Source organism: Paenibacillus pasadenensis DSM 19293 (genome assembly GCF_000422485.1).
Taxonomy (GTDB): Bacteria; Bacillota; Bacilli; order Paenibacillales; family Paenibacillaceae; genus Paenibacillus_O; species Paenibacillus_O pasadenensis.
Genome location: NZ_KE383854.1, coordinates 84,514 through 98,467, shown reverse-complemented (window position 1 = coordinate 98,467; position 13,954 = coordinate 84,514). Strand labels below are relative to the sequence as shown.

General features: G+C 65.9%; 11 protein-coding genes. 5 read left to right on the top strand and 6 right to left on the bottom strand.

Features of this window, described 5'->3' with window-relative positions; translation table 11 throughout:
• Positions 1 to 62: 62 nt before the first annotated feature.
• The 4 genes from H582_RS28750 to H582_RS28745 all read left to right on the top strand — a co-directional run bounded on the left by H582_RS28750 (position 63) and on the right by H582_RS28745 (position 6,414).
• Positions 63 to 716, top strand: coding sequence for a phosphatase PAP2 family protein (locus tag H582_RS28750; RefSeq protein ID WP_052333495.1), 654 nt, complete (start codon positions 63 to 65; stop codon positions 714 to 716).
• Between the two features lie 215 nt (positions 717 to 931).
• On the top strand, positions 932 to 1,642 hold the full coding sequence (locus H582_RS0120720) for a lysoplasmalogenase (protein ID WP_052333494.1): 711 nt from the start codon (positions 932 to 934) through the stop codon (positions 1,640 to 1,642).
• Positions 1,643 to 1,949: 307 nt separating this feature from the next.
• Positions 1,950 to 5,165: a response regulator gene (locus H582_RS0120715; protein WP_084137481.1), complete on the top strand. Its 3,216-nt coding sequence runs from the start codon at positions 1,950 to 1,952 to the stop codon at positions 5,163 to 5,165.
• Positions 5,166 to 5,184: 19 nt separating this feature from the next.
• Positions 5,185 to 6,414, top strand: coding sequence for an ATP-binding response regulator (locus H582_RS28745; RefSeq protein ID WP_052333493.1), 1,230 nt, complete (start codon positions 5,185 to 5,187; stop codon positions 6,412 to 6,414).
• Positions 6,415 to 6,498: 84 nt separating this feature from the next.
• On the opposite strand, the gene H582_RS0120705 is transcribed toward H582_RS28745, so the two are convergent.
• From H582_RS0120705 to H582_RS0120695, 3 genes are all read right to left on the bottom strand, one after another.
• A complete protein-coding gene (locus H582_RS0120705; protein WP_028600070.1) occupies positions 6,499 to 7,056 on the bottom strand; it encodes a cysteine hydrolase family protein in 558 nt (185 codons plus the stop codon).
• 24 nt (positions 7,057 to 7,080) lie between these two features.
• On the bottom strand, positions 7,081 to 7,554 hold the full coding sequence (locus H582_RS0120700; protein ID WP_028600069.1) for a GNAT family N-acetyltransferase: 474 nt from the start codon (positions 7,552 to 7,554) through the stop codon (positions 7,081 to 7,083).
• Positions 7,555 to 7,706: 152 nt separating this feature from the next.
• Positions 7,707 to 8,366 carry a FusB/FusC family EF-G-binding protein gene (locus H582_RS0120695; RefSeq protein ID WP_028600068.1) on the bottom strand — a complete coding sequence of 220 codons (660 nt, stop codon included), beginning with the start codon at positions 8,364 to 8,366 and terminating at the stop codon, positions 7,707 to 7,709.
• Positions 8,367 to 8,623: 257 nt separating this feature from the next.
• On the opposite strand from H582_RS0120695, the gene H582_RS28740 reads away from it, so the two are divergent.
• Positions 8,624 to 8,929: a hypothetical protein gene (locus tag H582_RS28740; protein ID WP_052333492.1), complete on the top strand. Its 306-nt coding sequence runs from the start codon at positions 8,624 to 8,626 to the stop codon at positions 8,927 to 8,929.
• Between the two features lie 138 nt (positions 8,930 to 9,067).
• Here H582_RS28740 and H582_RS0120685 read toward each other — a convergent pair whose 3' ends face one another.
• The 3 genes from H582_RS0120685 to H582_RS0120675 form a co-directional block, all read right to left on the bottom strand.
• Positions 9,068 to 10,861, bottom strand: a complete 1,794-nt coding sequence (locus tag H582_RS0120685) for an ABC transporter ATP-binding protein (RefSeq protein WP_240479054.1) — start codon at positions 10,859 to 10,861, stop codon at positions 9,068 to 9,070.
• Between the two features lie 55 nt (positions 10,862 to 10,916).
• Positions 10,917 to 12,689, bottom strand: coding sequence for an ABC transporter ATP-binding protein (locus H582_RS0120680; protein WP_028600066.1), 1,773 nt, complete (start codon positions 12,687 to 12,689; stop codon positions 10,917 to 10,919).
• 282 nt (positions 12,690 to 12,971) lie between these two features.
• Positions 12,972 to 13,376: a MarR family winged helix-turn-helix transcriptional regulator gene (locus H582_RS0120675; protein ID WP_028600065.1), complete on the bottom strand. Its 405-nt coding sequence runs from the start codon at positions 13,374 to 13,376 to the stop codon at positions 12,972 to 12,974.
• Between the last annotated feature and the right edge of the window lie 578 nt (positions 13,377 to 13,954).

The window sequence follows — 13,954 nt, the reverse complement described above, 5'->3', positions numbered from 1 at the left end:
TGTTCCCGCTTCTTTCCCGTGCTATAATGCGGGATGAAAACATGGAAGAAAGGCGGATTGACATGAAAGCATGGCTCATCGCGGCTGCGGCCGCGCTCGCCTTCGCGGCGCTCGCGCTCTGGGCGCCGATGGACGGCACGGCACCGATCGACGATTCCATCCGCGGCTCCTGGTCGCTGACGGCGGAGGAGCAGCCCGCCGCCGCCATGGAGGCGCTCAACAAGCTCGGCTCGACAGCCGTCTTCGCCGGAGCGACGCTGCTGGCCGCGGCGCTGTCGTGGGCATTCGGACGGCGGCGCCAGGCCGTCGTCGTCATTGGCACGGTGCTGGCCGCCCTGCTGCTGAACAGCGGGCTCAAGGAGTGGCTTCAGCGCCCCCGCCCGGAGCACGCCGGCTGGATCGAAGCGAGCGGCTACAGCTTCCCGAGCGGCAACGCGATGGTCGGCATGGCGCTGTACGGCCTGCTCGCCGTCATCGCCTGGCGCGGAGCGCGCAGCGGCTGGCTGAGGCTGGCAGCCGCCGCGGCCGCCGTCCTCGTCATCGGCGCCGTCGGCTACTGCCGCCTTTATTTCGGCGTCCACTACGCGACGGACATCGCCGCCGGCTACGCGGCCGGACTGTTCTGCGCGGCGGCCGGCGCCGCTCTGCTCGGGCCGGGCGGCTCCCGCAGCTCCGCGCTGCGCCGCCGCGGATCGCATCCGACGTTCCCGGGCTAGGACGGCGGCCGCCGCCCCTCGCCGCTTGAAGCCGCGCCAAAAGCCGCATGCGCTTGAACCGCATGCGGCTTTTTGGCGCGGCTGGCCAAGCCTTGCCCGGCAGCGCCTCCCCGCCGCCCGCCCTCGGCTGCTGTTCGAATCCGCGTTCCCGCTATATAATCTGTGTAAACGGTTGCAGATGCAGCCGCAACATTCGCCGCCATGGAGGAACGCTCATGCCAACGCCCAAGCTCGACCCCAAGTCTCCAGCCGAGCCCAAGTCCGCTTCCCGGCTCGTCCTGCCCCTGCTCATCGCCCTGATGGGGCTGATCTACATCTTCGCCGTTCCGTTCGAGCCGGAAGCGCTCAAGCTGACGTTCAAGCTCGTCCCGATGGCGCTCATCTTCGCCTACGCCTGGACCCGTCTGCCAAAGCCAGCCGACCGCCGGCCATGGCAGACGCTGGGGCTGATCGGCCTCGTCTTCTGCGCGGTCGGCGACGGCACGCTGCGCTGGTTCGTGATCGGGCTGAGCGCCTTTCTGATCGGCCATCTGTTCTATCTGTCGTCGTTCCTCCTGCGCATGCGCTTCTCGCCGCTGCGGATCGCCGCGCTCCTGCCGCTGGCCGCCTACGGCATCTTCATGGGCATGCGCCTCGTCGAGGCGCTGCGCGGCAGCGGCCAGACCGGCCTGATCGTTCCCGTCATCGCGTACGTCGCCGTCATCTCGCTGATGGCCTGGTCGGCCATCCAGACCGGAGACCGCCAGGCGATCGCGGGCAGCCTGCTGTTCGTCGCCTCCGATTCCATCCTCTCCTGGAACCTCTTCGTCGCGGACGTGCCGTTCTCCCATGCGCTCATCATGCTGACCTACTACGGCGCCCAGTTCCTGATCGCCGGCAGCCTGAGCTCCCGCGGCTCAGACGCCGCGCCGGCCCTTCGACGCTAGGCGGGCGGCTTGGCGGAGCTCCCTCGAAGGCGGCTCGGCCGCCTGGCCTCCATGCCGATCCCGGCCGGCCGCATGCGCCCTCGGGCCGCCGACGCCAGTCCGTCCCCTCCCGTCATTCGGCCCCTTTCACGCCCAGGGGGCCTTTTTTTGCCATTCCGGCCGCCCGAGCCCCTCCTCCTCCCTCTCCCGCCGTTTCTCTCTCCGATCCTTCTATCGCCTCTTCCTTCCCTCGCATTCCCTATCTATTGGAGGTTTGAAGAAGGTATAATGGAACGATGCCTAGATTCCATCCGGGAGGTGAGGACGCTTGAGAATTCAAAGCAAGATCAGCTCGCTTGTCGTCGTCCTGACCTTGACATATTTCATCGGATTGGCTTGGATTCAAGCCGATCCCGTACTGACGGCCGTCTCTACGGCCGTCGCCGCCGCCGGCATCGCCGCCTCCGCCTGGCATAGCCGGAGCCTCGGCCGGCGGATGCGCGCCGGCTTGGCCGAGACCGCCGGCATCGCCGAGCGCATCGAGCGCGGCGAGCCGGTCGCGTCCGCCGCCGCGGATGCGCCAGCGGACGAGCTCGGGGCCATCGCCGGCTCGTTCCGTCAGATCGCCCGCAGCCTGCATGTCAAGACCGAGCAGGAGCGGACGCTGCGCCTGCAAGCCGAGGAGGAGGCCTGGCTCAACGCCCGCGTCTCGGAGATGGCCATCCTGCTGCAAGGCTCGATCGAGGTGGGCGCGGCTTCCCGCATCTTCCTCGCCAAGCTCGCCTCGTCGGTCGACGCGAGCTGCGGCGCTCTCTACGCGCTGCGTCCCGACGGGGCCTACCATGCGGCCGCCGGCTACGCGCATGACGAGGCCGAGCTGCCGTCCGAGCCGGTGCGGCTCGGACAAGGACTCGTCGGCCAATGCGCGGAAAACCGCGCGATGATCGAGCTCGCCGAGGTGCCGCCGGGTTATATCCGCGTCCGCTCGGGACTCGGCGCCGCCGAGCCGGCCGCCCTGCTGCTCGTGCCGATCCTCTACGAGGACAAAGCCGTCGCCGTGCTGGAGCTGGCTTCTTTCCGCGGCTTCAGCGGCAAGGAGCGCCAGCTGATCGGCCGCGTCGGCGCGGACATGGGCATCCTTATCAACACGCTCGCGGACGTCGCCCGCATCGACGAGCTGCTGCGCGAGACGCAGCTCCAGAAGGAGGAGCTCGAGTCCCAGACCGAGGAGCTGCAGGTCCAGGCCGAGGAGCTGCAGCTGCAGACGGAGGAGCTGCAGGCCCAGACCGAGGAGCTCAAAGCCCAAACGGACCAGCTGCATCGTCAGTCGCTCGATCTGGAGGCGTCCAACGAGCAGCTGCGGCTGCAGGCCGAGGAGCTGCGCGGGCAGACGGAGCAGCTGGAGGCGTCCAACCGCTCGCTGCTTGCCCAGACGGAGCTGTCCGAACGCCAGAAGCTGGAGATTCAGGCCCAGGCGGAGGAGATCCTGCTCGCCGCGCAGCATAAGTCCGAGTTCCTCGCCAACGTCTCGCATGAGCTGCGCACGCCGCTCAACAGCCTGCTCATCCTCTCCCAGATCCTCGCGGAGAACAGGCCGGGCAACCTTGTCGGCAAGCAGCTGGAGTACATCCATACGATTTATTCCTCCGGCAAGGACCTGCTGCAGCTGATCGACGAGATCCTCGACCTGGCCAAGCTCGAGACCGGGAAGATGACGCCGGTCATCGAGCCGACCGAGCTGCAGGACATCGCCGGCCGGCTGTACCGCATGTTCGAGCAGCAGGCGCAGAGCAAGGAGCTCGCGTTCGACATCCGCATCGCGCCGGACGCCCCGGATTCCATCGATACCGACGGCCACCGGGCGCAGCAGATTTTGCGCAACCTGCTGTCCAACGCCCTTAAGTTCACGGACGAGGGCTCCGTCGCCTTGAGCATCCGCAAAGGCGCGGCCGCAGCCGACGAGGTCGTCTTCGAGGTCGAGGATACCGGCATCGGCGTGCCGACCGCGAAGCTCGAGTCGATCTTCGAAGCGTTCCAGCAGGCGGACGGCACGACCAGCCGCAAGTACGGCGGCACGGGACTCGGCCTGACGATCAGCCGCGAGCTGGCCGAGCTGCTCAGCGGGCGCATCGAGGCGGAGTCGACGCCGGGACAGGGCAGCCGGTTCCGGCTCGTCCTGCCTGCTCGCCAGAGCGAGGCCCGTGCCCAAGCCGCCGCGGCGGCGCAGGCCACGATCTCGATCGCCGAGAAGGCGAAGGCTCCGGCCGCCGCCAAGTTCATGGAATCGTTCGTGCCGGACATCTCGATCTCCAACCCGAAGCTGCTGCAATTTTCGGAAATGGAGGACGATCGGGACCGCATCGAGCCGGGCGACGCCGTGCTGCTCATCATCGAGGACGACGCGGCCTATGCCGCGATCCTGCTGAAGCTCGCCCGAAACCGCGGCTTCAAGGCGCTCGTCGCCTTCCAGGGCGACCAAGGGCTCGCGCTCGCCCATGCGTACAAGCCCGACGCGATCGTGCTCGACACCGACCTGCCCGTGCTCGACGGCCGGTCGATCATCAGCCGGCTCAAGAGCCGTCCGGAGCTGCGCCATATCCCGGTCCACGTCATCTCGACGGAGGATCGGGACCAGCAGACGCTCAGCCTCGGCGCGCTGTCCTTCTGGAAGAAGCCGAGCGGCGAGGACGAGCTGGCGACGGCGTTCCTCGAGATCGACTCCTACATCCGCCGCAAGGAGAAAAGCCTGCTCATCGTCGAGGACAACGCCGACCTGCGGCATAGCCTCGTCGCCTATATCGGCCACCCCGACGTCCGCATCACCGCCGTCGGCAGCGGACGGGAGGCGCTGGAGCAGCTGATGATGCAGCATTTCGACTGCATGGTGCTCGATCTCGGCCTGTCGGACATCTCCGGCTTCGACCTGCTGGAGCAGGTCAAGACGAACCGCAAGCTGCAGACGCTGCCGACGATCATCTATACCGGCAAGGAGCTGAGCCGCCAGGACGAGCAGAAGCTCAAGCAATACGCGGAGAGCATCGTCATCAAAAACGTCCGCTCGATGGAGCGGCTCTACGACGAGACGGCGCTGTACCTGCATCGCCGCACCGCGGACCTGCCGCCGGACAAGCGGCAGCTGATCGAGAAGCTGCATGATCCCGCGGCCGCGTTCGAGGGCAAGCGCATCCTCATCGTCGACGACGACATGCGCAACATCTTCGCCCTCTCGAGCGTGCTCGAGGGCTACAACATGGACATCAGCTTCGCCCAGAACGGACGCGAGGCCGTGCGGCTGCTGCGCGAGACGCCGGATGTCGAGCTCGTCTTCATGGACATCATGATGCCGGAGATGGACGGCTACGAGACGATGCGCGCGATCCGCTCCGATCCGGCGTTCCGGACCCTCGCCATCATCGCGCTCACCGCGCGGGCGATGGAGGAGGACCGGATCCGCTGCCTCGACGCCGGCGCCTCCGACTACATGCCCAAGCCGATCAATACGACGCAGCTCGTCACGATGCTCAAGACTTGGCTGATCAACTAGAAAGAAAGGCGGTGCCCCATTGCACAGGCAATCGGATATTCCCGTCAACATCCTGCTGGTCGACGACCGGCCGGACGAATACACCTCGATCGCGGCGCTTCTGCAGGACCGCCCTTACAAGCTGCTCGGCGCGACCTCCGGCATGCTCGCGCTCAAGGCGCTGCTGGAAAACGACATCGCCCTCATCCTGATGGACGTCCTCATGCCGGACATGAACGGCTTCGAGACCGCGCGCCGGATCAAGATGCGCAAGAAGTCGCAGGACATCCCGATCGTGTTCCTCACCTCGCTCACCTCGGAGCTGGAGGATTATATGAAGGCGTACTCCGCCGGCGCGATCGACTACATCACGAAGCCGCTTCATCCCGACATCCTGCTCAGCAAGATCGACGCCTTCGCCAGCTTTTATCTCGCGCGCAAGGAGCTGCAGCTCAAGAGCGACCAGCTGCTGCTGCGGACGCAGGAGCTGGAGGCGCGCAATCGCGAGATGACCGCGCTCAAGGAGCAGGCGGAGGCGGCGCTGCGGGTCAAATCGGGCTTCCTGGACATGATCAGCCATGAGATCCGCACGCCGCTCGGCGGCATCCTCTCGATGTCCGAGCTGATGCTCGAGGGCAATCTGCCGGAGGAGGAGCGGCATCATGCCGAGGTGATCCATAAAAGCGGCCAGGGCCTCATGACGATCGTGAACCAGATCCTCGACTATTCCCGGATGGAAAACGGCAAGATGGAGCTGCACCGCCAGCCGTTCGAGCTGGAGGTCGTGCTCGGCGATACGCTCGACCTGTTCCGTCCGATGGCCGAGGAGCGGGGGCTCAGCCTGGAATCGTACGTCGCCCCTTCCTTGCCGCGCACGCTGATCGGGGACGCCGGCCGTCTGAAGCAGGTGCTCTCCAACCTGATCGCCAACGCGATCCGCCACACCGAGGCGGGCGGCGTGAAGGTGTACGTCAACGAGCGCGGAGCGTCGGACGCATCGTTGCAGCTGGAGTTCGTCGTGGAGGACACGGGCATCGGCATCCCGCCGGACAAGATGGACCTGCTGTTCCAGCCGTTCATCCAGCTCGACGCCCCTTCGGCAAAGCGCGGCGGCACCGGCCTCGGCCTGTCCATCAGCAAGACGCTGGTCGAGCTGATGGGCGGCACGATCAGCGCCTCGTCGCAGGTCGGAGACGGCACGATGTTCATCTTCACGATCCTGGCCGCGCTTTCGCTGGACGGCGACAGCGCCGAGGAGAAGGCGGAATGAAACAAATGGAGCGCAGGATGTTATCCTGCGCTCCATTTGCATGAAAAAACATCGACTTCCCATCACGCGCCGGCATGCCGTCCGTCAGCGGTACTTGTCATGCGGCGGCTCGAACAGCGGGTCGTCCGCAGGGCGTGCCAGCGCGAACGGACCGTTGTTCGCATAGCCGTGCAGCGTCGCGTTATGATGGGCGATGATCTGCTCGGCCGGCAGGACAGGCGAGTCGCTCGTCGAATGGCCGTCGCGCACGAGCGTGACGTCGAACCCGTGCAGCGTGGCGGCGCGCACCGCCGTATCGATGCAGTACTGCGTCATGCAGCCGGCGATGACGCAGTGCGTCACGTCATGCTCGCGCAGATGCTCGAGCAGTCCGGTCTCGTGGAACGAGCTGACCGCCGTTTTGTCGAACAGGACGGCGTCCGGCGGAATCCGCAGCGCGGGATGGACGTCGAAGCCCTCTCCCTCTCCGCCGCCGATGGACTTGTCCCGCACGAAGACGATGCGGGCTCCCGCCCGCTCCGCCTGCTCGACCGCTTTGCCGATCGCGGCGAACAGCCGCTCCGGCTCGAAGATCGGAACCTCTCCTCCGTTTCCTTCTACCAGGTCCTTCTGCACGTCGATCACCAGCAGCGCTTGAGCCATTGTTCTTCCTCCTCGAAGTGGGGGTTATAGATCCCGGATATACCAGGCGTCGCAGGCGTAATGCTCCGATCCCGCAAGCGGCTCCCTCAGCGGCGCGAAGCCGTTCTTCTCGTAAAAGCGCTCCGCCGCCTTCATGCTCGTCAGCGTCTCCAGATAGCACTGCCGATAACGGCCCCGGGCGAAGCCGAGCGCCTCGGCGAGCAGCAGCCGGGCGGCGCCCGTACCGCGCGCGGACGGCCGCAGGTACATCTTTTGCAGCTCGCACACGTCGGCCGAGCCGGCGAATTCGGCGATGCCGCAGCCTCCCGCGACCTCGCCTTCGTCGTCCAGGGCGACCCAGTAGCCGCGCCCCGGCTCGCGGTAATACGCGTGCAGGTCATGCAGGCTGGCGTCCTCCCAGGCGAGGCCGGAGCGGTTGCCGCCGAACTCGATCAGGCTGGCGCGGATGATGCCGGCCATGCGTTCGTTGTCGCGCGGCTCCAGCAAGCGGATGTCCATGTGTCGAAAAAGCCCCTCTCTACGCTTCAGCTGCAGCATCGCGACTGCAGAGTCGCGACCTTTCTCTCCTGCTCCGTCCTCATCGCTCCTCCGCTCACGGATGAAAAAGCACCTGGCCCCTGCACGAGGCCAGGTCCGAAGCCTGCGCGCGGTCAGCGCGCGGTCACATCGCGGACGAACCGCTCCAGCGGACCGGCATCCTCGATCTGCCGGTTGCAGGCGGCGCTGTCCAGGCAGATGTAGTTGCCGATCGCCTTGTAGTAGTCCGGCGACGCCTTGGCTGGCCGATGCTTGGCGATGGCGGTGAACAGGCCGACCTCGCTATGATGCCGGCAGGCGAAGCAGACGTTTTTGCCCCGGACGGAGCCCGTCACGCTGCCCTCGACGCCGACGCGGCTTCCGTCGATGTCGCAGACGAGGAACATGCGCCCGCTGCCGGCTTCCGTCCAGCCGAGATACGTCGTCCGCTCGAGCTCAAGCGCGCCCGGATCCGGGCCCTTGAGCTTCTTGGCCTTGGGGAACAGCCGGCGCAGCTCGCCCTCCGCGAGCGCCGGAAACGGAAGCCGGTACGCTTGCAGCGCTTGCAGCCCGAGGCGGAAATCATCCGCCGCATGCCAATCGGCGATCGGCTCCAGCAGGGCGCGCTGCCCGGCGTCCGCGTCCGGGAAAGCCTCGTACAGCGCCAGCTGCACGCCCTCGCGCACCGAGCGGAGCACCTTCGGGTCTGCCGCCGAGGCGCAGGCCTGCTGCAGCAGCCGCGCCTGATTCTGAATGATGTTGAAGTGATGGTTTCGGATAAATGGGGGGGTCATGATTAACGCTCCTTATGGTTAAGATGGTTGAATCTTCATAAGGTGCAAAGCCCCATTTTCGGAAACGATCGGCGGGCGATATCGTCTTCAGCCGGATATGCCCCATGCAAAGGATCGCCCCTCAATCAGGCTTTGCATGAGTCCGGCGTCTCCCGGCAACGTGATTTGCCATCCGTACCAATCCCCCTTTCCTCCAGTATAGGAGCCCGTTCGGACGGCGGCAACCTCGGCAGGGAGAAAGATCGGCTATCGAGGCGATGCGGGCGAGAGGCGGATTCCCCGATATCCGGGTCCGCCTGCCGGAGGAGCAGTTCCCTCCGCCGTCCAACTCGCGCAGCCGCGACGAGCTTCAGCAGGGGCTGGAGGAGCTGGCCGGGCGCATTCCTGCCGCTGGCGGAAGCGACGGCGACATCGGCGCCGCTCCCGGCGGGCGCATCGAGCACGGCTGGTTCGGCTGGCTGGACGCGCGCGAGTGGCTGGAGCTGGCGGGCATGCATTTCCGCCACCACCTGCGGCAGCAGAGGGAGCTGGAGCAGTTCCTTTCGAAGGAAGGCAGCCTCTGAGCGGCTCCGGCGCAGTCCGGCTGAAGGGACCGTGAGCGTCGAGCGATGCTCCCCCTGCCCTGCAAAAAAAACGCCGCCCAAGCTCGATGCCCCGGAAACGGGAATCGGTCTTGGGCGGCTGGTTTGCTTTCCGTCGGCTCAGGAAACCTGCTCGAACTGGCTGTTGTACAGCTCGGCGTAGAAGCCGCCGCGCGCCAGCAGCTCGTCATGCGTGCCGGTCTCGAGGATGTCGCCGTCCTTCATGACGAGGATGCGGTCGGCGTTTTTGATCGTGGACAGCCGGTGGGCGATGACGAACGACGTCTTGCCGGCGGAGAGCCGGTCCATCGCCCGCTGGATGAGCAGCTCGGTGCGCGTGTCGACGGAGCTCGTCGCTTCGTCGAGGATGAGCAGCGGCGCGTCGTCGATCATCGCCCGCGCGATCGTGAGCAGCTGCTTCTGTCCGGCCGACAGGCTGGCGCGGTCGCCCAGCACGGTGTCGTAGCCGTCCGGCAGCGTGCGGATGAAGTGGTCCAGGCCGACGGCGCGGCAAGCCTCCTCGATCTGCGCGTCGGTGACGTCCGGACGGGCGAAGGCGATGTTGTCGCGGATCGTGCCCTCGAACAGCCAGGTGTCCTGCAGCACCATGCTGAACAGGTCATGCACGTCCTCCCGCGTCATCCGGTCGATCGGCACGCCGTCGATGAGGATCTCGCCTCCGCTCAGCTCATAGAACCGCATGAGCAGGTTGACGAGCGTCGTCTTGCCGGCCCCGGTCGGGCCGACGATGGCGATCTTCTGCCCGGCCTCCGCCTTCATCGAGAAGTCCTTGATGACGTCCTTGTCGGCCGTGTAGCCGAAGCGCGCATGGCGGAACTCGACCTCGCCCTTGACCTGCGCCAGCTTCGTCGTCTTGGCGCTCTCGTCCGCCAGCTCCTCCTCCTCGAGGAACTCGAACACGCGCTCGCTCGCGGCGGCCGTCGCCTGCAGGTTCGTCGCCGCCTGGGCGATCTGGCCGAGCGGCTGCGTGAACAGCCGGATGTAGATCATGAACGCGACGATCGTGCCGATGCTGATCGTATTCGAGGTGACGAGCATCGCGCCGACGACGCAGATCGCGACGTAGCCGAGGTTGCCGACGAAGCCCATGATCGGCATCATGAGGCCGGACATGAACTGCGATTTCCAGGCGCTGCCGTACAGCTTGCCGTTCAGGTAGTGGAAGGCGGCCTTGGCCTCTTCCTCGGCGTTGTACGCCTTGACGACCGCGTGGCCGGAGTACGTCTCCTCGATATGGCCGTTCAGCCGCCCGAGCACCTCCTGCTGGGCGACGAACCAGCGCTGCGAATGCTTCATGATGACGCTCATGAGCGCGAAGCCGACGATCGTCGAGACGACGGCCGTGATGGCGAGGATCCAGTTCGTATAGACCATCATGACGAGCGCGCCGACGAACAGGGCGACGGACGAGACGAGCATGCCGAGGCTGTTGTTCAGCGTCTGCCCGATCATGTCGATGTCGTTCGTGACGCGGCTCAGCACGTTGCCGTAGCTCGTCGAGTCGAAGTAGCGCAGCGGCATGCGGTTGATCTTGGCGGAGATCTCGGTCCGCATCTTGTTCGTGATGCGCTGGGTGACCGTCGCCATGATGAAGCCCTGCGCGTAGTTGAAGATCAGGCCGGCGCCGTACAGCGCCGCGAGCAGCAGCACGATCCGGTTGATCGCGTCGATGTCGATCGTCCCGCGGATGCCCTCCTGGATCTTGTCGGTAATGTCGCGCAGCAGGTCCGGCCCGATGACGTTCAGCGCGGATCCGGCCAGCGCCAGCACGAGCGCCAGCGCGATGGCCGGCATGTACTTGCGGCAGTAGGCGGCCAGCTTTCGGAGCGTGGCGCGGAAGTCCTTCGCCTTGTCGCCGGGCATCATGCCTCCGCCCATCGGTCCGCCCCCCATGGGGCCGCCTCCGGGATGGCCCCGTCGAGGCGTTTTGCGGCTGTCTTCCGTCGTGTCAGGCTGATTCGATCGTGCCATGGGCGAGTTCCTCCTTGGATAGCTGGGAAAGGGCGATCTCCTGGTACGTCGGGCAGTCCTGCAGCAGCTCCTCATGCGTGCCGCTGCCGACGATGCGCCCGTCCTCGAGCACGAGGATGCGGTCGGCGTCCTTGATCGTGCCGATGCGCTGGGCGACGATGAGCGTCGTCGCGCCGCCGGTCTCCCGGCGCAGCGCGGCGCGCAGCTCGCGGTCGGTGCGGTAGTCGAGCGCCGAGAACGAGTCGTCGAACAGGTAGATGTCCGGCCGCCGGTAGACGGCGCGCGCGATCGACAGCCGCTGCTTCTGGCCGCCGGAGACGTTGTCCCCGCCCTGGGCGATGCGGCCTTCGTACTGCCCTTCCATGGACTCGACAAAATCGGTTCCTTGCGCGATCGCGACGGCACGCCGGACGCCCTCCTCGGCTTCGCGCCCCGGCTCGGCGCTGCCGTAGGCGACGTTGGCGGCGACGGTGCCGCTGAACAGCACCGCCCGCTGGGAGACATAGCCGAGCTTGGCGCGCAGCGCGTGCTGGCTGTAGCGGCGCACGTCGATGCCGTCGACGAGCACCTCGCCTGCGGCGACGTCATAGAAGCGCGGAACCAGGTTCAGCACGCTCGTCTTGCCGCTGCCGGTCGAGCCGATGATCGCCACCGTCTCGCCCTTGCGCGCCTTGAAGCTGATGTCCCGCAGCACCGGCTCCTCGGCGCCCGGATACTTGAAGCTGACGTTCCGGAACTCGATGCCGCCCTCGCCGCTGCCCTTCGTCTCGACGCCGTCCTTGATCGCGGCCTCCGTATTCAGCACCTCCAGAATCCGCCTGGCCGAGATGGCCGCGCGCGGCGCCATGATGAAGATCATGCTGACCATCATGAACGCCATCACGACCTGCATCGCATACGAGGTGAACACGACCATATTGGAAAAGATCCCGATGCGGTCCGTGCCCGGCGCATCCTGGATCAGGTAAGCGCCGATCGCGTAGATCGAGACGCTGAGGCCGGACATGATGATCGTCATGCCGGGACCGATGATCGCCATCAGCCGGCTGGCGAACAGGTTCGTGCCGGTCAGCTCGCGGTTCGCCCGGTCGAACTTGGCCTCCTGGTACGCCGCCGCGTTGTAGGCGCGGATGACGCGCAGGCCGGTCAGGTTCTCGCGGGTGATGCGGTTCAGGTTGTCGGTCAGCCCCTGGATGATGCGGAACTTGGGGATCGCGAACACGATGATGACGCTCAGCATGACGATGAGCGCGACGACTGCGGCGCCGGTCGCCGCCGTCCACTCCCAGCTTTTGCCGGAAATTTTGGCGATCGCCCAGACCGCGAGGATCGGCGCCTTGAGCATCACCTGCAGCCCCATCGCCACGATCATCTGGACCTGCGTCACGTCGTTGGTCGAACGGGTGATGAGGCTGGCCGTCGAGAAGCCGTTGATCTCCTGATGGGAGAACGACAGCGTCCGATCGAACACCATGCCGCGCAGCCGCATCGCCAGCCCCGCCGCCACCTTGGCGGCGAACCAGCCGACGATGACCGACGTCAGCACGCTGCCGACGGCGCACAGCAGCATGTAGGCGCCCGGCTCCATCAGATCGGCCGCGCGCGTGCCCTCCGTCTGGATGAGCGTCGTGATCTCGGCCATGTAATCCGGCAGCCGCAAGTCAAGCCACACCTGGACGATGATGAAGATCAGGCTGTACAGGACGAACCCCCACTCGCCCTTCGTCAGATACTTGAACAGCTTCAGCATCGAATTCCTTCCCTCCTATATTTCTTCTAGTATAAGATACATGTGCAAAAGAAACGCAGCGCCCGGATGGGGCTGCGGAACTGCCGCATTCATGGCGCCTGCCGGCGTTCTGGAGGCACTCTGCCGGCGCTTGGGAGGCGCGCTTCCGGGGCAACGACGGGGCGCCTGCTGGCGCTTTGGAGGCGCGTTCGAGGCTTCGGCTGGGGCGCCTGCCGGCGCTTCCTGAGGCAACGACGGGGCGCTCTGCTGGCGTTCCCCGAGAGCCGCCGCGCCGAATGGCGCTCACGGCATCAGCAGCTTGACGAGCCGCACGAACTCGCGTGCGTCCCGCTCGCTCAGCCGGCTAAGCATCTGCTCGGTCTGGGCGATATGCTCGGCCCTGCGGTCGATCAGAAACTTTTTGCCGGCATCGGTGTAGTAGACGAGCACGCGGCGCCGGTCCTCGGAATCGGTGCAGCGCAGGATCATCCCCTTTTTCTCCAGCGTCTTGAGCGCCGAGGCGATCCGGCCCGTGCTGACGGACAGGGATTCGCTCAGCTCTCCGGCGGATGCGCCGTTTTTGCGCAGGAGCAAGTAGAGCAGGATGCCCATCTCCCCTCGCGAGAACTGTCCCGACTCCTCGAAGGCGGGCTTGCTCGCGCGAGCTACATGCTCGAACATTTCTTCGGCCAGCTGCTTGTAATCCACGACGGTTCACCTGCTTAAATAGCTTATACTGTAAGATAATAAGCGGGCAGAGGTACGCTGTCAATCGGTCGCGGGGCGGAGGGGCGGCCGAACAGCGTACTTCCGCGGCTGAAACCCGAAGATCGTCTCTGCACACCGCCGGCTAGCGACTGGAACCTGCACCCGCTTCGCGGTACGGAGACTCGTTCCGATCTCCCTGGAGCCCAGATTCCTTTGATTCCCTGTTCCGAAAAGGAAGGAATCCGGCCTCCAAGGGAACCGCTGCCGCTTCTCCACGAGCCCCCGTCCGCTTCGCTCTCCAGGTTCAATCCTACTCCAAACCACTCCCCCTGCGGAACGGATCGGTCCTGTCGTAAAAGCCCCTGCGATCGCCACGGCAGTTCCCCCAGCCCGGGGGCGATTTATCCGCTCGGTCGCGGAGAAAGCGGGCTTGCCCAGACGGTTCTCCGCTCCCTTTCGTCGCAGCCGTGAAAGATTCCGCGCTCGTCGCTGTTCCAATGCCCGGTCTGCGAGCTGCAACCCGAAATAATCGGGTTACAGACGTTCCAATGCCCGGTCTACGGGCTGTAACCCGAAAT